Origin of the sequence: Acetobacterium sp. K1/6, assembly GCF_034438075.1 — a bacterium.
Taxonomy (GTDB): domain Bacteria; phylum Bacillota; class Clostridia; order Eubacteriales; family Eubacteriaceae; genus Acetobacterium; species Acetobacterium carbinolicum.
On record NZ_JAXQGA010000027.1, the window covers coordinates 1 to 24,397 of the forward strand.

General features: G+C 38.1%; 21 protein-coding genes. 20 read left to right on the forward strand and 1 reads right to left on the reverse strand.

Features of this window, described 5'->3' with window-relative positions; translation table 11 throughout:
- Positions 1 to 423: 423 nt before the first annotated feature.
- The 15 genes from U2P91_RS16325 (at position 424) to U2P91_RS16395 (ending at position 17,958) form a co-directional block, all read left to right on the forward strand.
- Positions 424 to 1,047, forward strand: a complete 624-nt coding sequence (locus tag U2P91_RS16325; protein WP_111887032.1) for a hypothetical protein — start codon at positions 424 to 426, stop codon at positions 1,045 to 1,047.
- 189 nt (positions 1,048 to 1,236) lie between these two features.
- A complete protein-coding gene (gene radC, locus U2P91_RS16330; protein WP_111887031.1) occupies positions 1,237 to 1,914 on the forward strand; it encodes a RadC family protein in 678 nt (225 codons plus the stop codon).
- 80 nt (positions 1,915 to 1,994) lie between these two features.
- Entirely contained in the window at positions 1,995 to 2,330 is a 336-nt protein-coding gene (locus U2P91_RS16335; RefSeq protein WP_242988595.1) for an Rpn family recombination-promoting nuclease/putative transposase, read from the forward strand.
- 56 nt (positions 2,331 to 2,386) lie between these two features.
- Positions 2,387 to 2,542, forward strand: a complete 156-nt coding sequence (locus U2P91_RS16340; protein WP_242988594.1) for a DUF4351 domain-containing protein — start codon at positions 2,387 to 2,389, stop codon at positions 2,540 to 2,542.
- A gap of 758 nt (positions 2,543 to 3,300) precedes the next feature.
- On the forward strand, positions 3,301 to 5,022 hold the full coding sequence (locus U2P91_RS16345; protein WP_322520043.1) for a phosphoadenosine phosphosulfate reductase family protein: 1,722 nt from the start codon (positions 3,301 to 3,303) through the stop codon (positions 5,020 to 5,022).
- 21 nt (positions 5,023 to 5,043) lie between these two features.
- The gene (locus U2P91_RS16350) at positions 5,044 to 5,922 is read left to right on the forward strand and encodes a DUF4007 family protein (RefSeq protein WP_111887029.1); all 879 of its coding nucleotides are present in this window, start codon (positions 5,044 to 5,046) and stop codon (positions 5,920 to 5,922) included.
- A gap of 27 nt (positions 5,923 to 5,949) precedes the next feature.
- Entirely contained in the window at positions 5,950 to 9,585 is a 3,636-nt protein-coding gene (locus U2P91_RS16355) for a hypothetical protein (protein ID WP_111887028.1), read from the forward strand.
- A 12-nt stretch (positions 9,586 to 9,597) separates the two neighbouring features.
- Positions 9,598 to 10,764 (forward strand): aminotransferase class V-fold PLP-dependent enzyme, encoded by a 1,167-nt coding sequence (locus tag U2P91_RS16360; protein ID WP_162624401.1) that lies wholly within the window; start codon positions 9,598 to 9,600, stop codon positions 10,762 to 10,764.
- A 24-nt stretch (positions 10,765 to 10,788) separates the two neighbouring features.
- The gene (locus tag U2P91_RS16365) at positions 10,789 to 12,957 is read left to right on the forward strand and encodes a DEAD/DEAH box helicase family protein (RefSeq protein ID WP_111887027.1); all 2,169 of its coding nucleotides are present in this window, start codon (positions 10,789 to 10,791) and stop codon (positions 12,955 to 12,957) included.
- A complete protein-coding gene (locus tag U2P91_RS16370) occupies positions 12,947 to 13,120 on the forward strand; it encodes a hypothetical protein (RefSeq protein ID WP_162624400.1) in 174 nt (57 codons plus the stop codon). The genes U2P91_RS16365 and U2P91_RS16370 overlap by 11 nt, the downstream gene beginning before the upstream one ends.
- Entirely contained in the window at positions 13,110 to 15,161 is a 2,052-nt protein-coding gene (locus U2P91_RS16375) for an AAA family ATPase (protein ID WP_111887026.1), read from the forward strand. The genes U2P91_RS16370 and U2P91_RS16375 overlap by 11 nt, the downstream gene beginning before the upstream one ends.
- On the forward strand, positions 15,161 to 15,658 hold the full coding sequence (locus tag U2P91_RS16380) for a hypothetical protein (RefSeq protein WP_111887025.1): 498 nt from the start codon (positions 15,161 to 15,163) through the stop codon (positions 15,656 to 15,658). Before U2P91_RS16375 ends, U2P91_RS16380 begins: the two co-directional genes overlap by 1 nt.
- Before the next feature lie 153 nt (positions 15,659 to 15,811).
- Complete coding sequence (locus U2P91_RS16385; protein ID WP_242988592.1) at positions 15,812 to 16,063, forward strand: DUF262 domain-containing protein; 252 nt, start codon at positions 15,812 to 15,814, stop codon at positions 16,061 to 16,063.
- A gap of 120 nt (positions 16,064 to 16,183) precedes the next feature.
- Entirely contained in the window at positions 16,184 to 16,783 is a 600-nt protein-coding gene (locus U2P91_RS16390; protein ID WP_242988591.1) for a hypothetical protein, read from the forward strand.
- Positions 16,784 to 16,821: 38 nt separating this feature from the next.
- Positions 16,822 to 17,958: a DUF1524 domain-containing protein gene (locus U2P91_RS16395; RefSeq protein ID WP_242988590.1), complete on the forward strand. Its 1,137-nt coding sequence runs from the start codon at positions 16,822 to 16,824 to the stop codon at positions 17,956 to 17,958.
- Between the two features lie 142 nt (positions 17,959 to 18,100).
- Here the strand turns inward: U2P91_RS16395 and U2P91_RS16400 are convergent, their stop codons facing one another.
- The gene (locus U2P91_RS16400) at positions 18,101 to 18,487 is read right to left on the reverse strand and encodes a hypothetical protein (protein WP_111887024.1); all 387 of its coding nucleotides are present in this window, start codon (positions 18,485 to 18,487) and stop codon (positions 18,101 to 18,103) included.
- Between the two features lie 293 nt (positions 18,488 to 18,780).
- Here U2P91_RS16400 and U2P91_RS16405 point away from each other — a divergent pair, with 293 nt between their 5' ends.
- The 5 genes from U2P91_RS16405 to U2P91_RS16425 all read left to right on the forward strand — a co-directional run bounded on the left by U2P91_RS16405 (position 18,781) and on the right by U2P91_RS16425 (position 24,368).
- Entirely contained in the window at positions 18,781 to 21,336 is a 2,556-nt protein-coding gene (locus U2P91_RS16405; RefSeq protein WP_111887023.1) for a UvrD-helicase domain-containing protein, read from the forward strand.
- A 98-nt stretch (positions 21,337 to 21,434) separates the two neighbouring features.
- A complete protein-coding gene (locus U2P91_RS16410; protein ID WP_111887022.1) occupies positions 21,435 to 22,313 on the forward strand; it encodes a hypothetical protein in 879 nt (292 codons plus the stop codon).
- Between the two features lie 14 nt (positions 22,314 to 22,327).
- Entirely contained in the window at positions 22,328 to 22,477 is a 150-nt protein-coding gene (locus U2P91_RS16415) for a hypothetical protein (protein ID WP_162624399.1), read from the forward strand.
- 60 nt (positions 22,478 to 22,537) lie between these two features.
- Complete coding sequence (locus tag U2P91_RS16420) at positions 22,538 to 23,227, forward strand: molybdopterin-dependent oxidoreductase (protein WP_111887021.1); 690 nt, start codon at positions 22,538 to 22,540, stop codon at positions 23,225 to 23,227.
- 202 nt (positions 23,228 to 23,429) lie between these two features.
- Positions 23,430 to 24,368, forward strand: a complete 939-nt coding sequence (locus tag U2P91_RS16425; protein WP_322520044.1) for a PAS domain S-box protein — start codon at positions 23,430 to 23,432, stop codon at positions 24,366 to 24,368.
- Positions 24,369 to 24,397: the final 29 nt, after the last annotated feature.

Sequence of the window (24,397 nt, forward strand, 5' to 3'; positions counted from 1 at the left end):
TTCGTCGTTTTCTACTCATGTGTATAGTTTATCTTATTTTCTGGATTTTGTGTCCAACTATTTGTGGACATTATAGAGTTACGAAAGATGTGCTCAACTAGCCGGTGTCTGACCGGAACAGTAAGAAAATGGCAAAAATGGAAACGTTTGCAGTTCTGGACAGAAAAACCATGTCGTTGTATTTAGGTTATATCAAATAAGTGTGGCTTTATTCAAAAAATCTAAATTATTTTTAAAAAACTAAGCGACTTGAAGTAAGGGTAATAAAGAAACCAAAAGCGATATAGTAGCTACCACGCCAAAATGATTTAAATATCGGAAGCTGGGTATAACAAAACTAAATGTTCTTGGCAATTGTAATGGGTTGTTAGACACTTAGCAAATGCAATTGTCAGTTGTCATAATGACAAGAAGGAGGAATTTATGATGTTGATACCAATAAAGAAAATTAGCTTATGGGGGGGTGTTCTGCTGGTGGCAGGGATGCTGTTATTTACAGGCTGTACACCAGTTAAAACCGCTACCCAGGAAGGTGGGAAAACAGAAAGCATCGTGGTCATCAATCCAGAAACCACAGCCGCCGCACAGAAAGTTCTTAAATTCTACCAGGCTGTTAACCTCGACATGCCCCGCAGTCAGTTGGAATCGCTACTGGGAGTTACTGGAGAAGTCCAGTCCGATGGTCGGGTTGCTTATCACGACCCACACAGTGATTATGGGGTATTGATTAAGTACGGGGAAGATGACATGGTCTTCGCCAAACAACTGCTCTTCTCAGAAAAATCTCCGGAACTGGTGGCGTTAAATCCTTTTTTAGTCACCGACAAGCAGGCATACCGGATGGCAGCGGGGATGCCCTTTTATGAGGTTCAGGAGGTGATGGGTAGCGACGGTATCGAAATTAGCTTGAGTAAGCCAGAAACCGGTACGACCAAACAGGTTATTGGGTTGGGTTGGTTTAATTCTGACGGCTCCAAGGCCATCGTATATCTCAATCTGCCCAAGGGTGAGGTTATCTCCTCAGAATTCCTTACCAGTGAGTCATAAGACTTGGCTGGTAAAATGGATCGAGGGGATACCGGGTTTTTATAAAAAGCATAAAAAGGCGATAATTTACACCCGATATGCTTTGAAATCTGTGGAGAATAACGTATAATAAAACAATGAGTTAAAATCTACAATTAATCAGAGATTTCTGTAAAAATAAACCCATCAGGGCAGTGAAAGGGTAACGGCATGGATAAGAATCCCCACAAAGGTCATCGGCAACGGGTTAAAAACCGGGTCATCAAAGAAGGAATCGACAGTTTCGAGGATCATCAAATTCTCGAGCTGTTGCTTTTTTATTGCGTCCCGATGAAAGATACCAACGAGTTAGCCCATCAACTGATCAGCCATTACGGGTCGTTGTCGGGGGTCTTTGATGCCGATCCCAAGGACCTCTGCGACAAGGCTGGGGTTACCGAAAACATCGCCATTTTGCTGTCCCTGATTCCCGCGCTGGCCCGGCGTTATCAGCAAGGCAAGTTTAAGGAAAAGGCAGTGCTAAACAGTACTACCAAAGCCGGCGAATATACCATGGCCCTTTTTACCGGCCGCCTCAATGAGGCCTTTTATGTCATCTGTCTGGACAGCCAGAACAAGGTCAACCAGGCCACCCTGCTCCATGAAGGCACCATCAACGAAGCCCCGGTCTACCCTCGACTGATCGTCGAAACTGCTCTGCGCCACCAGGCCGCCAGTATTATCCTGGCTCACAATCACCCAGGCGGAAGCCGACAGCCTTCGCAGGCTGATGTAGCGGTGACCAAGAAAATTAAAGCCGCCACCGAAGCCATTGCTATCACGGTAGTGGATCATATTATTGTGGCGGGGGAAGGGTATTATAGCTTTGCGGAGAATCGGATGTTGTGAAAAAGGGACTGATGCCAAATTGAAATGTCTGCTAGAGCTGGAAATCGGATTTTGAGACCTTACCGGAAGAAGTTAAACAGTTGACGCCGGATTATCGCTACCTGATCTATGATTTATCGCAATTTTCAGATGAAGATATTAAAGGAAATGCAGAACTGACGATTGTATTATCCATTTTCAGAGACATTTTCAAGAAAAACAGTCAGGAATTTCTTGGAAACATTTTTAAGGCCGCCAGAGCTCTGGATGAGTTAGAGGAAAAGGAAACAGGACTGCAGTATTTTGAAACCTGCATGCGCTATATCCTGTCATCAGGACCCCAGCTTTCAACGGATCAACTGAATACTGTTATTAAGCAATTTGAAGTAACCTACAAGAAAGGGAGTGAAGTGACCATGACATTAGCTGAAGTTTAAGAGAAGAAGGATTTGAAAAAGGCATTGAAAAGGGTGAAGCACGGGCTTATTCAAAAATGGCAATTAAAGCTTTGTCTAAAAAACTGGGAATTCTGCTAGCAGAATATTGTGAGAAACTGTCCCAATTGAATTTAGTCACTTTAGAAACTTTGAATGAAGAAATCGACAACTTCAAAAGTATTGAAGATGTCAAAAAGTTTCTGGGACTCTGACTTACACCAATGAGGTTTTTAAAAAAGCTGTCGTCGCAATTGAAATGTTCGGCGAAGGACAGCTTAACGAAGCCGACAATCTGAGCGATGCGGCTCTCACTAGTGCCGATTTTCCCAGAGCCGAGATTGTGGAAGGTCTGGCCGATATTAAAAAGATTTACTATAGGATATAGAAACATTTCCTGCCGGTTCATCCCTTGCGATGGACGGGCTGGATTTTTTTATTTTAAAAAAACCTAAAAATGACGGAGCTGTCGCATTTTCGACCAGACCACCACCACAAAAATCATCACTCTGGCAAGCTGGCTACCATAATGACAGCTCAATGACCGGGCAACAGACCCCTAAATAAAATGGCGGTCATTCGATAAAAGCACGTTTAATTCTGGCACACAAGTTGCCACATCTTGCCAGACAGGATAAACCGGTTATAATAAAAGATAGCGGGTTTTCTGCTGTGATGTAGTTGCTCACACCGGCTTTTTTAGCAGATGACAAGTTTTTGAAATAAAAAGAAAATAACAGAGTCGTTTTTGATAATAAAAAAGGCGGTTTTTTACTCATAAAGTTTTGAAAAAAATAAAAATGGGCGTATAATGGAATAGTGTTTTTAAATCAAGCGAAAAAAACTAAAAATAAACAAGACCAACAAGTAAAGCGATAGTCTTTTAGATTTAGCTTTTATTTGATAAAACTGATATAATATAAAACAAAATAACATCGTTTAGAACTGTTGTTTTTTCGATGCGTGAAAAGAGGTGATTGGTTTGTGGTGTAAAATATGTAACACCGAAACACCAAAAGCAGAATGTGATATCTGCGGTGTAAAAACAGAAACAGAAATGCCCGTGGAAGTGTGTTGGTGCGATAACTGCAAAACGCCAGTCATAAAAGAAGCCAATGCAATTGATAAAAACAGTTGCCCACTTTGTGGCGAGACAACCCGACATTTAGGTGCAGATCTGCGACCGGTATTCCCGGAAGAGCGTTTATTAATCGAGATAATTCTAGGAAAACCCCTAGAATATTTAAATAAAACGGTTTGGGTTGTCAATAATCGCTATTTTATTGACGGCCAGTTAAAAGTATTGACCTCGACAAAATTTGAGAAAGCAAATATCCCTGAAGTGGTTGAACAGATCAGTCTTTACAAAACTCAAAATTCCTACGATATGTTTAATGAATCCATTAAAACATTTATTAGCGCAAACAAAAGGCGGCTCGAATATTTAGAGAGCGAGGCGTTTGCTTTTATTAATAGTTCAGTAAAAAAGTATCCGATTGAAAATGTCGTCATTTCTTTCTCTGGCGGGAAAGATTCAACGGTTACTGCAGATCTGGTCACCCGAGCACTCAGCAATCCCAGCATCGTCCATATTTTTGGTGACACGACCCTGGAGTTTCCGCTGACAATGGAATATGCTAAGCGTTTTCGGGTTGATAATCCATTAACCATTTTTAAAACCGCCAAAAATAAAGACCAGGATTTTTTCAAAGTCTGTGAAGATATCGGGCCACCAGCCCGAATGATGCGCTGGTGTTGCTATATGTTTAAGACTGGCCCGATTACTCGTACCCTTAACAATATGTATAAAAATGAAAATATTTTAACCTTTTACGGGATCAGAAAATGCGAATCGGCAGCACGAAGTAAGTATAAACGGATCGAAGACGATGCGGAATCTATTAAAATCCAAAAGCAAACCGTGGCTTCGCCTATTTTCTTTTGGAAAGACATCGATATTTGGTTATATATTTTAGGCGAGAACATCGATTTTAATGATGCTTACCGACTGGGTTATGATCGGGTTGGTTGCTGGTGTTGTCCAAACAATAGTATTCGGGCACAGTTTCTATCTAAAATATATATGCCGGAGCAATCTGAGAAATGGCGTGAATTCTTAATTGATTTTGCGAAAAAAATTGGCAAGCCTGATCCTGAAGTTTATGTGGATACCGGTAAATGGAAGGCCAGGCAAGGCGGGAATGGGGTTGAATCAGCTCAAGATGTCAAAATTAAATTTACCAATTGTACCACCGAAAATAATGCTAAAATATACCGTCTTAATAAGCCGATTACTGATGAATTTATCAATATGTTCATTCCTTTTGGAGAAGTCAAAAATGAATTGGGCCGCAAGCTGATTGATGAAAAAATCATCGTTGATATTAAAACAAAAATTCCCATTATTTCCATCCAGCCCTTTGAACAGGATGGTTATGAAAATGCCGTTAAAATAGCGACCATGAACGTGAAAAAACATGATGATCTGCAACGGATGATTGGTTATCAAATTAGAAAGTATAATGCCTGTCGTAAATGTTTAAAATGCGAATCTTTATGCAAGTTTGGAGCCATCACCATCAATGCCGATCTTTACAAAATAGATAGTCAGAAATGCAAACGGTGTAAAATGTGTGTCACCGCTAAATACCTTGAAGGCGGTTGCATGATGGATAAGTTTTTAAAAACAAAATAAGTGTAAAGAAACGGAGTTAAAATGAAAATCCGGGGACATGAAACATTCTATATTAGAAAAGGTTGGCTGTATAAAGGTTTGAAAAACGTCAAACAGAATCCAACCGTTTTTACAAATAAAGCCGAAAATCCAATGGATGTTTTAGGGATTGGTTCGAATATGGTGAAGTCTTTACGTTACTGGCTACAAGCAGTGGGTTTAACAAACGAGCCTAAATCTGGCATTCGAGAACAAACATTTACAGAATTAGCTGAACTGATTTGGAAAAATGATCGCTACCTAGAAGAACTGGGAACCTTGTGGCTGCTGCATTATTATTTAGCAAGCAACAAAGAAAATGCCACCAGTTGGTATTACTTTTTTAATGAATTTGATTTAAGTGAATTTAAAAAAGAAGATTTTGTGACAATGCTCACAAATTTCACCATTACCGAATTTGGAGTGGAGTCAGCATTATCATCGTATGAAGATGATTTTACCTGTTTGATAAATACCTATGTTACCCGGCATAAAGTCAACCCTGAGAAGGTGTCACCTGAAAGTAATATGGAGTGTCCCTTCGGTGAATTGGGATTAGTGGATTTAGTAAACAAAAAAGAAAAAATTTACCGTAAAACCGAACCACAAAAGAATATGCTCCATTCGCTAATTGTATTAGCGGTGATTTTAGAACAGACAAACGGTAATAGCGAAATAAGGATTCAGGATTTGCTGAGAAAACCATGCAATGTGGGAAAGGTTTTTAATTTAGATATTATCGAACTGACTGGGCATTTGTATCAAATCGAAAAATTGGGTCATATCAAAGTCGTTCGTACGGCAGGGCTGGATGTCATCAAAATCTTAACTGATATGGATTATGCCACCTGTATACAAACCTATTACGATACGCTGGTTTAGAAATGTTGGAACTAAGAGGAGATAAAGATGACATTAACTGATTATATACAAATTGAAGGTGGCTTTTTATCAGCTGTAAATATCGCTTTTGATTTGAACAACGACAAAAAAATAAAGAGCTTTATTCCAACATTTGGTTCGCTCGAACTATTGAAAGACCTGCTACTCAGTACCCATGACAAGTCAACAGACCGTGCCCGGATTTTAATTGGTGCCTATGGAAAGGGAAAGTCTCAGATTATCCTGGTGCTCTTGGCACTTGTTTATCGAAAAGAACCAGCTCTTTTTGAGAATTTGCTTCAAGCCTTAAAAGAGTGTGAACCTGAATTGTATGACTATGCCCTTGATTATATGAATGGTGATAAAAAATTATTGCCGATTGTCATTCAGGGAAGCCATACCAGTTTAAACCAGTCCTTTTTAAGTGCGCTCCAAAAATCCCTTGAATTCGCAGATTTAGCAGATTTAATGCCGGATACTCATTTTCAGGCTGCTCTGAATGCCATCGACCGTTGGAAGAATAAGTATCAAAATACCTACCTTCAGTTTAAGGATAGTATTGACTGTCCGTTAGACGAATTCACTATGGCTCTCGGTGATTTTGATGTTAGCGCTTATGAAAAATTTGAAAAAATTTATCCAACCCTGACTTCCGGTAGCCAGTTTAACCCGTTTTTAGGTTTTGATGTAGTTGAACTTTTTAGCGACGTGGTCGATGCCCTTTGTAAAAGAGGTTATGCAGGGATTTATGTTGTCTACGATGAATTTAGCAAATACCTAGAGTCCAGTATTACCAAGGCTTCCATCACTGATATTAAAATGCTTCAGGATTTTGCTGAAAAATGCAGTCGCAGCAAAGAAAAACAGATGCATTTATTATTGGTATCGCATAAGGATATTGCAAACTATATTGATAAGCTGCCGTTGCAGAAAGTAGATGGTTGGAAGGGCGTTTCCGAACGATTTAAACATGTGGAGCTGCTTAATCATTTTGCGCAGATTTATGAAATCATTGCGAACGTAATTAAAAAGACCGATTCCTTCAAAACTGAATTCTTAGAAACCCATTCTAATGAATTCGAAGAATTGCTAAATAACTACCAGGTGGGAGAACTATTCTCTGAGTTGGAGACAAATCACTTAAAATCTGTGATTAGTGGGTGTTATCCGCTGCATCCGGTGACAACCTTTATTTTGCCACGGTTATCTGAGCTGATTGCCCAAAATGAACGAACCTTATTTACATTTTTGTCGTCTAATCACAAAAATACCTTGAGTGAGTTTTTGAGAAATGAACAGGGAAACTTTCCTTTGCTTACACCGGATAAACTGTATGACTATTTTGAACCACTATTAAAGAAGGAACCCTATACGAGTGAAATAAGAAAAGTCTATAATACGGCTGCCAGTATTTTATCGCAGCTTGATTTAGACAATCTTGAAGCCAAGCTTGTTAAAACCATCGCTTTAATTGAGATCGTCAACCAACCTGTAAAACTGCCACCAGTAGCAGATGTCATAACGAAATTATACGGCAATAGCGTGGCCGAGGCTCAGAAAGTGGGAAATGCTCTAGCCGATCTTAAAGATAAAAAATTTGTGGTTTATGTTAGTCGCAAAACCACACATTTAAAACTGAAAAGTCCCATTGGCAGTGATATCAGAAAGAAAATTTTGGATCTGGCTGAAAAAAATAAACACCTCTATGATGTCAAGGCAATTTTATCAGAAATGACATTAGATCAGTATCTCTATCCAACCAGCTACAATGACGACATGGAGATTGTCCGATATTTTGATTTTACATTTATCAATGGCAATGAATTTTTGGCCGTTGATGACTGGTCAAAGAAAATACTTGATCTGAAAGCAGATGGTGTCGTTTTCGGGATAATCCCAGAAAATCCAGAAATCATACCAACGATTGAAGCGAAAATTTTAAAACAAGGTGAGCTTGACTCCCGCATCCTCTTTATCTTGCCAAGAAAATATAAAGTAATAAATGACACTGCCTATGAGTATCAAGCCGTTAAAACAATCAAAGAGTCTGCCAAAGATGATGAAGCCTTTGTCTTTGAGTGCAATCTTTATGAAGATGATCTTGTCGAAGCCTTAAACGCATTTGTTATGGGCTACACCAAACCGGAGCTGCGTGAAGCGCATTATTATTACCAGGGTGAGAAAAAAACATTTTATCGGAAAGCTCAGCTATCCCAACAATTGTCCACCATTTGCAAAGTAATTTATCATAAAACCCCGATTATTAAAAATGAGATTTTAAATAACCACGAATTAACTTCAGTAGCCACCCGGAGCCGAAATCGTGTGGTTAAGGGTTTATTAGCTACTAAACTTGAACCCATGCTGGGTTTATCAGGATCGGGGCAAGAGGTTTCATTTATGAGAAGCGCTCTTATCGTTACCGAAATTTTGGAAAATTATACCTTGATACCTAAACTTAAATTATATCATTTACCAGACGAAAACTTGCAAAATATTGTCAACGAGATCAATCAATTTTTTCTGGAATCAGGAGATAGTAAGGGAATATCCTTTGGCAAACTTTATGAGAAACTGACAAAACCTGAGCATCACATCGGTTTAAAGCGCGGAGTAATACCAATCTATATTGCCTGTGTAATAAACCAATACAAAGAACACCTCGTTATACTTAGCAATGATAGTGAGGTGGAAATCACCGCCGATTTACTCAATAGCATCGATAAAAACCCAACTGATTATGTGGCGTACCTTGAAGAATGGAATGCTGATAAAACTGAATATATCAATCAACTAGAAAGCTTATTCGCAGAATTCATTACTGAATCAGAAAAAGAATTCAACTCATTTGCATACATCACTCGGGGCATGCAGCGTTGGTTTATGTCTTTGCCAAAATATGCCAGAGAGTTAAAAACCATTTATTTAGGCAATCATGCTTTCAAAAATTTAGATAAAGTCGACAAAAAGCTGATTCAGAGTTTGATGAAACCAAGCCTGAATTCCCGAGAATATTTATTTGATAAACTTTTTTCAATCTACGGTCTGGATGGATTTAGCCTTACTGTAATTAGTCATTTGGAAAAGTCAAAGCGTATTTTTGATCAGTCAAAAGCTCATTTAATAGAAAAACTCATGGCCGACTTAGGTACCTTATTTAAAACCGAAGAAATACAAAACGATAATTCTACCTATATCTCAATTATAAAAGACTGGCTTGATACCTTAAAAACAAATACAAAAACCCATAGTTTTAATGGCATCAATGGAACCGTTTTTCAGGTCATACAAAGCATCACCAATGATCAAGTCACTTTCATGGAGCGTTTGTCAAAAGCCGCCGTTGGCTTGAGAATTGATGATTGGAATGAGACCACGATTCAAACGTTTTTAAATGCGATGAATGCGTCTAAAAATACAATTGAACAGTATGATCAAGAAACAGTTGAGAGTAATGAAGTAAGTGGACACGAGAACTATGTTTTAACCGTGCGTAAAGAAAATGGGGAAGAAGCCATCAAAAGTTTTTCCCGGATTGAGACAAGTCGACGGGGAAAACAATTAAAAAATGAAATCAGCACCGCCATCGAAGACATGGGTCAAGCCATCACCGAAGAAGAAAAACGGCAGATCCTTTTGGAAATCTTAGAAACTATGATTTGATCGGAGCGAAAAATGAATTCAACAGAAAAAATAGCTTATTTTGATAATGCTGCAACAACCTTTCCTAAGCCAGAAAAAGTATATCAGTACATGGACTCTTTTTATCGAACCTATGGCGTCAATGTGGGAAGGGGACAACATCGCCTTGCCAATCAAGCAAGGTTATTAGCAGAGGATACGAGAGAACGATTATTAAAGCTTTTTGATTGCAATCACAATCAGAAAGTGATTCTTACCCCATCAGCCACAGAAAGTTTAAATGTTATTCTCCAGGGTTTGCCCTGGAGAAATAACATGAACGTTTATATTTCTCCCTTCGAGCATAATGCCGTTACCCGCATCTTACATCATCTTTCCAATACATATCAATTTGATTTACATCAGTTATCCGTCGAATCATTAACGCTTTCTTATGATTTAGAGAAAATAAAATATCAATTTCAAGACAACTCTCCGCACATCGTTGTAATTAGTCACGGCAGTAATGTTTGCGGCGCAGTCGCACCGATAAAAGAAATATTTGAACAGGCCAAACTTTATGAGGCTATCACAATAACCGATATGGCTCAAACCGCCGGTCTCCTCAACACAAGTTTAAGCAATGTAAAATCGGATTTTACTGTTTTTGCAGGGCATAAAACGCTGTATGGCCCCTTGGGGGTCGGCGGGTTTATTATGGATAACTCGATCAAATTAAAACCCTTACTTTACGGTGGTACGGGAGTGGATTCTGCTAATCAAGATCTTCCAGAAACCCTGCCAGAACGCTTTGAAGTTGGCAGCCCCAACGTTTCGGCAATCGCCGGTCTCAATGCGGCCCTGCAATGGATTGAAGAAACAACAATCGATGCAATTTTAAAAAAAGAACATGAAAACAGAAGCCAACTGGTTAATATTTTAAAAAAATACGACATCATCAAAACATTTTTGCCGGACGAGCGTAACAGCATTGGCGTGGTTTCAAGCATCTTTGATGGTTACGGCAGTGACAGCATCGGAAAGGTGTTAGATAAACATCAGGTAGCCGTGAGAACGGGGCTTCATTGTTCCCCAACTGCCCATCGGTTTTTGAAAACCTTTCCAGGCGGTACGGTGCGGTTTAGCGTGAGTTATTTTACGAGTGAAGAAGATTTTGAGATGTTGGGTGAGGCGTTAGATTATATTGAAGATAATAGTTAACTAAATATTAGCTGAGGTAGAATAATGAGTTTAAGAGATGTAGAAATTAAAAATGAATATCGGTCATTGCTAGATAATGTCGTGAAAGGCTTTTACAATCCGTTATTGAAAGAAGCAATTTCATATCAAAGAGCTGTTGGTTTTTTTTCATCATCAGCACTGATTGAGATAACAAAAGGAATAAGTGGATTGATAAAAAATGGTGGAAAAATTCAAATAGTTGCTTCACCATATTTATCAGATAAAGATATAGAGGCTATTCGTAATGGCTATGAAATTAGAGAGAAGATCATTTACAAAGCTATTTTGGATGAGCTTAAAGATGTACATACTGAGTTTGAGGTAAAAAGCCTTAATCTTTTATCAAATCTGATATCAGATGGAATACTAGATATAAAAATAGCATTTACTGAGAATAAGAATAATATGGGAATGTACCATGAAAAGATGGGCATCATTTGTGATCAAGAAGAAAATAAAGTCGCTTTTTCTGGCTCAATGAATGAGTCTTCTACTGCAATGTATTTAAATTATGAAACGATTGATGTATTTTGCAACTGGAGTAGCAAGAATGAAAGTGAACGTGTGATTGCAAAAGAAAAGGCTTTTGATTCGATTTGGAATGATCGCGAGCCAAATATTCATATCATTGAATTTCCCGATTTAAAACAAGAAATTATTGATAAATATAAAAAGGTAGTAATAAACTACAATACTGATATTTTAGAATATCGAGATGATAACTGGGTTAAAGAAGATGATGCGCCATATATTTCTGGACCAGCCATCCCAAAGAATGTTAAGTTGCACGATTATCAAATAGAAGCAATAGACGCTTGGGAAAATAATTACTACCGAGGAATATTTGATATGGCTACAGGTACAGGCAAAACGTATACTGGTTTAGCCGGAATAGTAAGGTTGTCAAAAAGCGTTTCAAATAAACTTGGTGTATTCGTTGTCTGTCCTTATCAACATCTTATAGAGCAATGGGTTGAAGATATTACGGCATTTGGAATTAAACCGCTAATTTGTTATTCCTCATATGATTGGAAGAAAAAATATCGACATCTGTTGAATGATTACAAGTTAGGGGTTATTGATAATTTCTGTGTAATAACTACCAACGTAACTTTTGCAACAGACTATTTTCAAAAAGAAATTGATAAGTTGGACGGAGAAATTTGTCTTCTAGTTGATGAAGCACACAATTTTGGTGCGAAAAAGCAATTGTCATGTATGAAAGAAGTATTCAAGTATCGTTTAGCTTTATCGGCCACTCTCGAAAGACATTATGATGAAGATGGTACTCAAAAACTAAAAGACTATTTTGGTGAAAAGTGTATCGTATACTCATTAGAACGAGCAATTAAAGAAGATAAACTTTGCCCGTATTATTATTATCCGGTGCCAATATATTTAGATGAGGACGAATTAGAACTATACAATGAATTAACCGAAAAGATCGGAAAAATCTTATTAAGTAAAGGCAAAAACGAAGGGATGCCGCAATCAGCCGAAATGTTGTTAATTAAGAGAGCCCGAATAATTGCCGGTGCTAGAAATAAATTAACAGCCTTATATAAAATTATAAAATCAGAATATTCCGAGGATAATCAAATATTAGTGTATTGTGGAGCAACAACAATAGAAAATAGTTGTTATATCGAAGGACAGGTTGAAGAAGAGGAAAAGCGACAGATTGAAATAGTTATTGATATGCTCGGCAATGAATTAGGGATGAGGGTATCTCGATTTACCTCAGAAGAAAACTCAGTTCAGCGAGAAATTATAAAAGCTAATTTTACAGAAGGTAAAATGTTGCAAGCATTGGTTGCAATTAGGTGTTTGGATGAAGGTGTTAACATCCCAGGCATTAAAACAGCATTTATCCTTGCTAGTAGCACAAATCCTAAAGAATATATACAACGAAGGGGTAGAGTTTTAAGAAAGGCTCAAAATAAACCTTATGCTAAGATTTATGATTTTGTAACATTACCTCGGGATTTAGATATAAAAAAGTGCAAAAGTGAATTATTAAAAAGTGAATATTCTTTAATTAAGCGTGAGATGGAACGTATGGAAGACTTCGCAGCTTTAGCAGAAAACTCTTCAGAAGTTATAAAATTGCAGAAAAAAATAGAAGATTATTATGATCTTAATTACATAGGAGGTGACGAATATGAATTTTGAAGAAAAAGATGAAACTTATCTAAATCAAACGGTGTTATTCAGTTTGAAAATGAGAATTTATGAATTAGAGAAAGAAAATAACAAAACAAAAAAACTTACAAATAACCAGATGACGGATAAGATAAGACATTTAATAGAAAGGGCAGCAGAAAATGATAATTAAAAGTATAACAATAAATAATTTCCGCCAATATAAAGGCAATCATGTTATTGAATTCTCAACAGATAGTGAAAAAAATGTAACTGTTATATTAGGTGTTAATACTAGCGGTAAAACTACAATTATTCAAGCGTTTAACTGGTGCCTATATAATAATACCTCATTCAAATCACAGGAGGTTTTAAATTTAGAAGTTTGCAAATCAATGAGCGTATGTTCTACTCAAGAATGTTTTGTAGAAGTTATTTTATTGCATGAACAGAAGGAATATTTCATCAGGAGAACTCAATCTTTTTATAAAAACGAATCCAAAAAAATAAAAGCCAGCAAACCAGAATTGAATGTTCAATTTAAAGAAACCACAGGAGGTATGCAAAGTATACCAAAGGCTAGAGGTATCGAAGGTGAATACGATTTACATATGAAAGAAACAATTAATAAGATACTTCCGGAATCTCTGTCAGATTATTTTTTCTTTGATGGTGAGAGGATAGCAGATATAAATAATAAAGGAGATGTTGTTGATGCAGTACGTGGACTAATGGGATTAGATGTTATTAGCACTGCTATGGATCGGCTTGATCCGTCAAAAGTAGCATCGGTTACATCCAAATTAAGCAAGGAGTTAGATGTTGGCAATGACACAAAGTTTAATAAGTTGAAAGTTGAAGTTGAAAATGCAAAAGAAAAACTTGAAGGGTACAAAAATAGAAAGGTTATAATAAAAGAAGAGATTGAGTTTTTCGAGAGACGAAAAATAGAACTTAATGAACTACTTCTCAAAAATCGCGAGGTAAAAGCAAATCAAACGATTAAAACGAATTTAGAGCGTGATATTAATGTAGTAACAGGAAATATCATTAAAAATGAGAATCGATTAATCAATGATTTCAGTACAAAATCGATGGGTTATTTCGCATTACCTTTAATAAAGAAAGCACTTAAAACCATTGATGAAGCTAAACAGGATGGTGAAGGTATACCAGGAATGAGAGCGTCGTCAATAGACCATATTCTAAATCGAGGGAATTGCATTTGTGGATGTGATTTAACGAAAAATGAAGGTGCAAAAGAAAAAGTTTTGCATGAAAAAAGTTTATTACCACCTCAGCATATGGGCACAATTTTAAGAGAATATAAAAAAACCTACCAACGTATTGAACGTGAAGCTGAAGGGTTTGATAGTGTGATCAAAGACGACTACGTTGAGCTTCGAGAAAATAAGCTTCTATTGGAAGAAAAAAAAGAAGGTCTAATTGACATTAGTAAGCGAATAAAAAATATGATAGATGTAGCAAAAATTGAAGATGACTACCAAAAAAATGAGATTGAATTGAGAAAAAAAAGGGATATTTTACTTGTTGTTACGGGTTATATAAGTTCGTTAGAAACAGAAATTGTAAATAATGAAAAACAGATTGCTGGTATAGCAGTAGTTTCTGAAAAAAATAGAAAAATAACAAAAAGTATAGCATACTCAAAGGCGGTATACCAGTGGTTTAAGCAGAGTTATGATAAACAAGAGGCTGAAGTCAAGAATCGTCTCCTTAAAAGTGTAAACAATATCTTTGAACAAATGTATCACGGGACACGTAAAATTACTATTAATGAAAAGTATCAGATAAATTTAATTACAATGGTTGGTGATGAAGAAATGGAGACAGAAGAAAGCAAGGGATTAGAATCTGTCAAAAACTTCTCATTCATTGCAGGTCTTGTTGATATGGCGAGAATAAAAGCAAGAACAACTACTGGAAAAGAAAATGAAGATCCGAATGTCATAATCGGCGTAGATGGAGAATTAGCAATTACAACTGAACCATATCCATTAGTAATGGATGCACCGTTCTCGAATGTTGATGAGATTCACATCAACAATATAGCAAAAATTCTACCGGCAGTTTCAGAGCAAGTAGTATTGATATTAATGAACAAGGATTGGGAATTTGCGAAGGCTTCATTAGATGATAAAGTGGGCTGTGCTTATATGATCGAGAAAAATAATAATTCTGACGTAAATTCATCGATTAGGAGGTTGTTATAATGTTTGAAAAACAATACATGTTAAAAGGTAAGCATGCTACTTACGCAAAATTTTTAAGTTTGACCACATTAAAGAAGAATAAAGATGCAAAAATTGCTGGTGTATTTAGAGCAAATATTGATATTTATCTTGTTGCACCCTTAATTGGTGTAAATTTTAACTTGAAATCTGAAGAAGACACTATCTCAAACGATGAGTTAGCAATATTTGCTGAGCAACTAATCAGCCAACAAGACAATTTGATTAATGTTTTTCGGCTAGTCATGTTAAGCGAAAATTCATCAAATCTTTCAGACGATGAAAGAATTGAACGAGCATTTAAAGAGGATGAAGATTCAGAAAAACTAGCTGCGAATATGGAACTATTTCATAAATATATGCGTGGCGGCATTGAATGGTTATATGATCAATTTACTGAAGAAGCGTCAACAAAAGATGATTACTTAGCAAAAATTCTAAAAGTTACGCAAACGTATAAACTTGAGACATTTATGTGATACCTCAAGAAATCACGAAACCCAAATAGAGAACGGTTTTAAATTAGCTCCATTTAAGGTGTGTAAGTAAAAGACGCTTAGGCATGTGGTAGATTGGTAAAAATAGAATAGAAATCTTTAATTTGAGAATATTATGAAATAAGAGGTGTAATTATGGCAAGTGTGTTAACAAATTTTAGTGATATAGTCAAAGATATCAAAGAAAATAAAATACTATTACCAGATTTTCAAAGACAATTTGTGTGGACTGATGAAGAGCAACAGCGTAAAATTGTAGCATCAGTTTTGTCTAGAATGCCTATTGGCAGTATATTACTATTAAAATCTAAACCAGATGAGTTTTCTTCAAAAGCAATAGGTAATAAAACAGAAATTGATATAACAACGCTATCTGTTGATACTTAATTTCTGCTAGATGGCCAGCAACGTATAACTGTATTAACAAATGTTTTTTCAAATGCCATATTTGATGATTGTAAGAGGATTAGTGATTTAGTTTCTACATCATTAAAAAGAAGATTTTTTTTGAGAATTCCAAAATGGTGTAAGCGTGGGTCTGAAGAAGATATTTTTGGGGTTCATGAATTGGATTTTCCTATCACACGCCCAGATTCGGAGGAACCCGATTTTCTATCAAGCAATATTCTTCCGTTTGTCGAAGTTAAATATTTTAAAAAGAATGATTGTCAGCCATATAATCCTGATACAGACCTCGGGATTGAACTTGATGATTTTTGCATTTCCAATGAAGATGGTTATTTGGTACCATTATATTTGATTATACCTACTGAAAAGAAAAGAAGTGGTGTAATCACTTTGTGTTATCAAAGAATAGTCAAGAAAATTTCTGATTCCATAAAAGATGAAATTATTCATGAGTTTACAAAAAAAACAACTATCGAAGATAAAAATTTCTTTATTGATGAAATATTTATTGAAGAAGAACGAAATGATATCAAAGAAGACTATACAAAATTTATGAAGGAGTTAGAAAACCGTAGCCAGCTATGGGGTCGTTATTTGCAGGATTATTTAGATTCATGCATACGGAATATGACATTAAACCAGATTATCGTTGAAGAATCAAAAAGAGCAAGAGCAATAGATATATATATGAAAATTTGAATCGTGGTGGAATTAGTTTAAATACGTTTGATCTAGTGATGGCTAGAGTGGCGACTGTAAGTAAAACAAATTTTTACAATCGTATTGCTGAAAATATTGGAAAACCTAGAACTTATAATGTCGACGTGATTCCTGATGGAGTTCAAAATTTATTAAAAAATAGCATTGAAAATGAACATTACAACGCATCAATTAGATTAAAATGCTATGACCTAAGCAAAAATGTTATATCGACTACATATATTGATGTCTTTTTAAACGTTTGTTCATTATATTATAATAATCTAACCTTCACTGCTGATGTGTTTAGAATAGATCATATGAAAAGAAATAAAATATTAGATATGAATCCGAAATTCATAGATGACAAGTGCGAAATTATTTGTGATGCTATAGATAGAGCAATGTTCTTTTTTAATACACGGTGTGGTATTAGAGATATTAAGGAAATTAATTATTCACTTATGATTGTTTTAGTTTCAACAGTTTTCATTGATGATACGTGGTTCAATGATAAACAGGTTCATAAAAAATTGGAAGCTTGGTATTGGAGTGCCATTTTTTCGGGTGAATATGACAAAGATCAGAATGTTCGTATGATTACAAATTTACAGGCAATGGTGAGACAATTTACAAAAAAAAGTAACGCTGATTGGCTGAATAAAATGATGAAAAATGTTTTGGAAACAAAATATTTTTCCGACGAAGGTGTTTTACTGTTAGAGTATGCGGATGAAGATCGTTATCCAAAAACTGTATTGCGTAATTTCTTTTGCCAGTACTTATTAGCGCAAACATATCGTGATATGTTTGATAATAGTAAACTTGTTAGTGTTTTTGCGGAAGAAGAAAATGAACTTGAAGCCCATCATATAATACCTTTAGGTTCAGCAACGAAGGTCGGAGATTCTACGAAAGATCTTAGAAATAAAAATAGTTCAATTTATAATTCTCCCTTGAATTTTGTGTTAATAACAAAAAATTCAAATAGAGATATATCAGATAAAAGTCTTCATGATTATGCACAAAGCTTGACAGTTGAAGCAAAAGCAAAATTATACATTTCGAATTACGATGGAAAAGTAGATGATTTAACTACAAAATCATACCTAAAGAATAGATACAGCATGCTTAATGGTGTTATCAGAAGTCATATAGCAGGACTCCTAGTTTAATCAAAACTAAGTGCATATGAAACCTCTGAAACAGCATACAGTGCCTGACATAAACTAATAAACATGCCATGCCTGCCATTATAGATTATTAATTTATAACAAGCACCATTTAGGTGGGTGTGCTGATAACAGGAACTGAGCTCTAAATGAACGCTGCTAAACCCTCTTCAGCTCGTCGGGAAATAATAAACCTGTCGGCTTTGAAGGAGCCGGGGACGTGTACTGGATCTTGAACTTTTCGAAGTCGCTGAGTCTTTTGAATGGAAGTAGGGTTGATCAAAACAAAAAGCTTCAGCTCGGAACCAGTTAGCCACATCGATCTGATCGAGCTGGAGCTGATGATCAATGTTCGCAAAAAAATCGTCAGATAATGGCGTTCAGCCTCATCTAGTGTGGCAATTTCCAATGGCACGGTCAGGTTTTCCAAAAAGGCCTGGTCTTTAGATGTCAGTAATTCAAGCAGTTGGTTGATACTGGGATCTACATCGGGAAAGTCGTACAGGTTCTTGAGATATTTATTGTCAATCATAACCGAGATCCTCCGCCAGGTATTAAATAAAATTTATCTGACGCTCCCCCAGCAGTTGTTCGGCTTTGGGGTTAAGGATTTTCAGATTGGAATAGGTTTCCAGTTTTTCTGCGATAATCGACGTTAACGGTTCTTTGATTTCGTCATTGATCCAGCCATCGGAAAGGTCGAAAAGATCATGCCCGTGCCTGACATTAATTTATGGCTGTCCTGATCAAGGTTGAGAAATACGGTCAGGGGATTATCGCATTATTAGTTTAGCTTTATCAATGCGGATAAAAGGAGGGTGATCGATGTGTTTCTTAAAAAAGTTCTTAGCTGAACGGCGCCGCAAGAAAGACCATGCCAATCGTCACAATGACACCATCAGCACTGAACTCAATACCGCAACACTTTCGTTGGATGCCCTCTTTGCCGATCCAGATCACTATATTGATGCGTCTGAACTAGATCAATGGCAATATCAGTGGCGTTACTTAAGCAGTGGCGATGGGATCATTCGAACGGCTAGGCAAATGACGGCCGCGGAAAAAAACACCCTTGAGCGCATCGCGGCTTTTTCGCAACGGTTCTCCGAATTGGCGGATGAGGTGAATCGACACAACGACGCCTACATTACAGCGCGGCTGGAAAATATAAAAAATATGATCCTGCCGATTGAAGGGAAAAACCTCGACGCCCAGCAGTTGGCCTGTATTTTAAAAGAAGGTCGCAATCACCAGGTCGTTGCGGGCGCCGGAACCGGAAAGACCATCACTGTGATTGGCAAGATCAAATTTTTGCTTAAAGCGGAAAAATACAAACCAGCCGAAATTCTGGTACTTTCCTTTACCAACGCCTCGGCCACCGAAATGTGTCAGCGGATTAACAAAGAAACCGGCGAAAACATCGCGGCCATGACCTTCCACAAGCTGGGGATGAATATCATCACGGCAGTAAATGGGGTCAAGCCAAACATCACTCAGATCAATCTGTCAACCTTTGTTAAGGAAACCCTCAATCAATTGCTCAAAGATCCGATTTACCTGAGAAAATTTATCCAATATCTCAGCTTCTATCGGATCAGAGAAAAGTCAGCCTTTGATTTTAAAGACCAGACGGAGTACCAGGATTATCTGTCCGTTAATCAGCCGGTGACCCTGAAAAATGAGCTGGTCAAAAGTTATGGCGAAATGGAAATCGCCAATTATCTGTATCAAAAAGGCATTAATTACCAGTATGAACGCCCTTACCAGACCGATACCGCAACCATCGAGTATGCCCGATATGTTCCAGATTTCTATTTGCCGGATGCGGATCTCTACCTTGAGTATTTTGGCATTGACCGCAAGGGGCAGGTACCCGATTATTTTAAGGCTAAGGCCAACAAAACTGCCACCCAAAGCTATCAGCAAGGGATGGTGTGGAAACGCAAGATCCATGCCGAAAACAATACTACGATGCTGGAGCTCTATGCCTATGACCATTTAGACGGCAAGCTGATACAGGTGCTGGAAGAAAAATTGCTTGCCGCCGAGGTGGTCTTTAAGCCCAAATCAGATGCTGAATTGTGGGCTGAGATCAAAAAATATCAGGGTCATTTTTTCGAGAATCTGGGACAATTGTTTGAAACTGTGATCAACCTGGTGAAGATTAATAATCAGCTCTTTGATCAGCTTTATCAATTAAACCGCATCCATCAGGGGCATCAGTTACGCAGTAATTACCGGATCATTGAGTTGATTGAACCGGTTTTTAAAGCTTATCAGACCCAGCTCGAAAAAAATAATGAGATCGATTTTAACGATATGATTAATCTGGCCACAAAATATGTGATCAGTGGCCAGAATCGGCACCATTATGGCTATGTGATTGTGGATGAGTATCAGGATATCTCCCGGGCCCGGTACAACCTGCTGAAAGCGATGCGCAATCAGTCGGATTTTGGTTTATTTTGTGTCGGGGATGACTGGCAGAGTATTTATGGTTTTGCGGGCAGTGATATCAATTATATTCTGGACTTTGAAAGCTACTGGGGGGCTGCGGAAGCCAGCAAGATCGAAACCACCTACCGCTTTTCCAGGAGTTTGATTGACGTCAGCGGCCATTTTGTGATGAAAAACCCCAAGCATATCAAAAAGAAATTGAGTGCCGTGGCGGGTGATCGATCCCATCCAGAGGGTGAGTTTTCACTGGGTCTGATTGAAGGGCACAATGAAAGAAGTCTGGTAACATTTATGGAAGCGACCATTATGGAGCTGCCCCAAAATAGCAGTGTCTTTTTTATTGGTCGTTATAATCATGATATTAAATTGTTTGACCAATCGCCGTTTAAGTGCCAGTATGATAATCGAGGCGGTAAGACTCAGGTCAGCTATCCGTCCAGAACTGATTTACAGATGGAATTTTTGTCGGCTCATAGATCCAAAGGTTTACAGGCGGACTATGTTTTTATTCTAAATAATAAAGAAAAAAGCTATGGTTTTCCGAGCAAAATTCAAAATGATGCGGTGGTTCAATTGCTGCTTGACGATACCGAGGATTATCTTTATTCGGAGGAACGGCGCCTGTTTTATGTGGCCATGACCCGGACGAAGAAAAAGGCTTGGCTGTTGGTTCAAGATGGTAACAAGTCGGTCTTTGTGAAAGAGTTGATGGCTGATTTTCCCAGTGAGCTGCAATCCCGGCAGCAGATCTGCCCCAAATGTGGGGGCAGCCTGGTGATTCGCCGTAGTGTTCATGGTGAATTTTGGGGTTGCTCTAATTATCACAAGGGTTGTGCTTTTACTCAGGGGATTGGACCAAAAAAAGACAGTCATTCCCGGCCGCAGCCGGTGCAACGGCAACAAAAGAATTTTAAAAAGGATTGAAAACTAAATAGAGATCTGAACCAATATTTGTCCCTGCCATAGATTATTAAACCTGAAGATTAATAGATTAAAACGATGTATAAGAAAGGAAATGTTGTATGAAATGCAATCAATGCCAACAAAATGAAGCCATCATACATATTAAAGAAAGTGGTGATTTCTGCCTGAGTTGCCATAACCAGATTATGACAAAGCACTTGGGGATCGCAGCCGTCGATCCCTGTGAGATGGTCGTGTCTCTAAAAGACCCTCAGGGGAATGACCATACATTTGAAATCTCACTGTTGCTGCTTCCGGGCATTGCCATCTGGCGGGGCTGGGAAATTGATGGCGGCTATGAATTTGAAACGCAGTCGAGACCGGAGGACAATCAGGCATTTGCCTATCTGCAGTTAATCCAGAAGATCGCAAAGGGGTTGGCCCAGAAGACCCTGGTGCGTTATTCAGAGAATCAGCCAATCAGTAATGCAATTCATTTGAGTGATGGCCAGTACGGCTTAAATAGTGTTGGTACCGGCCGGATTACCTTGGATGAAGAATCCAGAGATCTGGCCAGCCTGGTTATTGATGGGCAAGTCGTGTCCATCGAAGCTTTTGGCCAGGCACTTACCTGCTATGAAGGAGCCACCCTGGTCTTTCAGATCCAAGATCAGTCAGAACCGGTGCTGGAGCAAGGGATGGTCCTGCAACCACTCAGCATCGATCCCGAACAGATTTACCAGCATTTTGAAAGAACCCTGAGCTGGTTTCTGGACGAAGGGTTTCTCAGCTATAAACGGGTCAGTGCCTGCGGGGATGCTTTGACTGACAGCGTGTCTGAACTGAAACGGCTGTTGTGCTATGGTGATCAGGAAACAGCCAGGAAACTGGGTCAACGGATGAAAGAACGGCTGATTTCAATAGAAAATGACGATGATTATTTTCCTAACCATCTCATAGAAATGATAAATGCTACCCTTTCATTGAATCAAACTTAAAAAGAAGTGTAGAAATGAGTAAACAGATCATGGAAATTGGGAAACGACGGGCTACTATTTTTTCTGGTGAAGTAAGCAGTGGAACCATTGTGACGTCGGTGGAAATAAGTATTGGTTTTACCCCATCCTGCCAGGTTGAGGTCGAATTAAATGCTGTTAATTAACCCGCCTGATAGAGTATAATAAAACAGATACACACGAAAGTGGTAAAAGGAGATCATGCGATGCGACGAAGAATTATTTTAGTGGTGGGGGTAATTGCAGTGGTGGTTGCCATTTACTTTATCAGTAACATGAACTTGTTTTCAAAAGTTGATAATGGAAAGGAAGATGCTGTTTCCCAGGCGACCGCCAGCCGCTATCAGGAACTGGAAATTCGGGAATATCAGGGGGTTCGGCTCGACCCTGCCATCGGGCCCAGAGACAATTCAATTTCTGGGATTCAAGAAGTAGATCTTAGTACCTATCAGTTGCAATTGACCGGTCTGGTTGATAAGCCTGTAAGTTATACCTATGAACAGGTATTGGAAAAAGAGAAAGCGCAGCGCTTGATTACCTTGTATTGTGTCGAAGGATGGCAAGCCACGGTGCTTTGGGAAGGCGTGCACATTAACGATTTGCTGGCTGATGCAGGGATTAAAGATAATGCCACCGTCGTGATCTTTCACTGTGTCGATGGCTATACCACATCGATGCCACTAACAGTCATTAAAGACGAAGACATGTTATTAGCCTATTCGGCCAATGGCGTGTCATTGCCAGCGTCAATGGGTTTTCCTTTTATTGTGGTGGCCGAAGATAGACTTGGGTATAAATGGGCCCGCTGGGTTAATAAAATTGAACTATCCAGTGATGAAAGCTACAAAGGTTACTGGGAAAAGCGTGGCTATTCCAATGACGCCACTGTGAATTAATGTTCTAATTAAGAACTTATCTGAAAAGTATAAAGGAGAAATTTCATGAAAACAATGACCTGCTCCAAGCCAACCAGCCTGGCGAGAGTTAAACTCACCGAAGAAAATTTCTGTCCTCATTGTCGTACGCCGATCCGATCGGATTAGCCGGCATCCATTTAGGAGCTTAAATCGTATATTATTAACGAAATGAGGTTAATCTATGGAAAAATGTCGGGTAACAGATAATCATCAGATTCGCATCACCATCGTCGGTCTCTGTTTGTTGGGGACGATTTTTGTGGCGGTTTATTTCAACTATTTTAAGGGTATTGACGTCGTCTACACTCATCTTTTTTATGTGGTGATTGTAATGGTAGGTCTATGGTACAAACAATACGTGGTCCAGCTGGCCATGTTTCTGGGAATGTTCCATATCGTCATGGACTATCTCAGCAACGGCATATTTTTGATGGCGCCAGTACTCCGGGCTAGCATTCTTTTATTTGTGGCTTCAGGGATTTATTTTCTGATTAATCAGCTGGAATGCAGTCATAAAAATCTTAACCAGGTGATGAAAAGCGTTGGAGATGGGATCATTGTGGTCGATCTGGAGAAGCGCGTCACAATGCTCAATCGGGTGGCCGAAGAACTCACCGGATGGACCAATGATGAAGCACAGGGGAAGAGTTTTAATTTAATTTTTAATCTGTCCCATGAGAATCAGGAATATCTGGTGTCTAATCCGGTCGACGAGGTGCTTAGGACGGATTTCACTACCACTTCAACCAAACATGCCATGATTACTGATCGATATGGAAATCGTTTTAGTATCGAAGACAGTGCGACTCCAGTAAAAGATAGCAATGGGGTTACTACCGGGGTGGTTCTCATTTTTCGGGATATTTCGCAACGAAAAGCCCAAAATGAGCGAATTGAATATCTGAGTTATCATGATCATTTGACGGGGCTTTACAATCGACGCTATTTTGAGGAAGAACTCAAACGCATCGACGGTCGTCGTCATTTCCCACTTTCAATTATTATGGGGGATATTAATAATCTTAAAATGATCAATGATGCTTTTGGTCATCTGGCAGGGGATCGAGTGATTTATAATGTACACGCTTGTCAAGACACGAAATTAGAAATTTTTAGATAAATCTCCTTTCGCGTTTTGATTAGGCAGCC

What these genes read in the sequence shown, in the direction of transcription:
- U2P91_RS16325 (WP_111887032.1), top strand. Translation starts at nt 424, where the DNA reads ATGATGTTGATACCAATAAAGAAAATTAGCTTATGGGGGGGTGTTCTG.
- radC (WP_111887031.1), top strand. Translation starts at nt 1,237, where the DNA reads ATGGATAAGAATCCCCACAAAGGTCATCGGCAACGGGTTAAAAACCGG.
- U2P91_RS16340 (WP_242988594.1), top strand. Translation starts at nt 2,387, where the DNA reads ATGGCAATTAAAGCTTTGTCTAAAAAACTGGGAATTCTGCTAGCAGAA.
- U2P91_RS16350 (WP_111887029.1), top strand. Translation starts at nt 5,044, where the DNA reads ATGAAAATCCGGGGACATGAAACATTCTATATTAGAAAAGGTTGGCTG.
- U2P91_RS16355 (WP_111887028.1), top strand. Translation starts at nt 5,950, where the DNA reads ATGACATTAACTGATTATATACAAATTGAAGGTGGCTTTTTATCAGCT.
- U2P91_RS16360 (WP_162624401.1), top strand. Translation starts at nt 9,598, where the DNA reads ATGAATTCAACAGAAAAAATAGCTTATTTTGATAATGCTGCAACAACC.
- U2P91_RS16365 (WP_111887027.1), top strand. Translation starts at nt 10,789, where the DNA reads ATGAGTTTAAGAGATGTAGAAATTAAAAATGAATATCGGTCATTGCTA.
- U2P91_RS16370 (WP_162624400.1), top strand. Translation starts at nt 12,947, where the DNA reads ATGAATTTTGAAGAAAAAGATGAAACTTATCTAAATCAAACGGTGTTA.
- U2P91_RS16375 (WP_111887026.1), top strand. Translation starts at nt 13,110, where the DNA reads ATGATAATTAAAAGTATAACAATAAATAATTTCCGCCAATATAAAGGC.
- U2P91_RS16380 (WP_111887025.1), top strand. Translation starts at nt 15,161, where the DNA reads ATGTTTGAAAAACAATACATGTTAAAAGGTAAGCATGCTACTTACGCA.
- U2P91_RS16385 (WP_242988592.1), top strand. Translation starts at nt 15,812, where the DNA reads ATGGCAAGTGTGTTAACAAATTTTAGTGATATAGTCAAAGATATCAAA.
- U2P91_RS16395 (WP_242988590.1), top strand. Translation starts at nt 16,822, where the DNA reads ATGGCTAGAGTGGCGACTGTAAGTAAAACAAATTTTTACAATCGTATT.
- U2P91_RS16400 (WP_111887024.1), bottom strand. Translation starts at nt 18,487, where the DNA reads ATGATTGACAATAAATATCTCAAGAACCTGTACGACTTTCCCGATGTA.
- U2P91_RS16405 (WP_111887023.1), top strand. Translation starts at nt 18,781, where the DNA reads ATGTGTTTCTTAAAAAAGTTCTTAGCTGAACGGCGCCGCAAGAAAGAC.
- U2P91_RS16410 (WP_111887022.1), top strand. Translation starts at nt 21,435, where the DNA reads ATGAAATGCAATCAATGCCAACAAAATGAAGCCATCATACATATTAAA.
- U2P91_RS16415 (WP_162624399.1), top strand. Translation starts at nt 22,328, where the DNA reads ATGAGTAAACAGATCATGGAAATTGGGAAACGACGGGCTACTATTTTT.
- U2P91_RS16420 (WP_111887021.1), top strand. Translation starts at nt 22,538, where the DNA reads ATGCGACGAAGAATTATTTTAGTGGTGGGGGTAATTGCAGTGGTGGTT.
- U2P91_RS16425 (WP_322520044.1), top strand. Translation starts at nt 23,430, where the DNA reads ATGGAAAAATGTCGGGTAACAGATAATCATCAGATTCGCATCACCATC.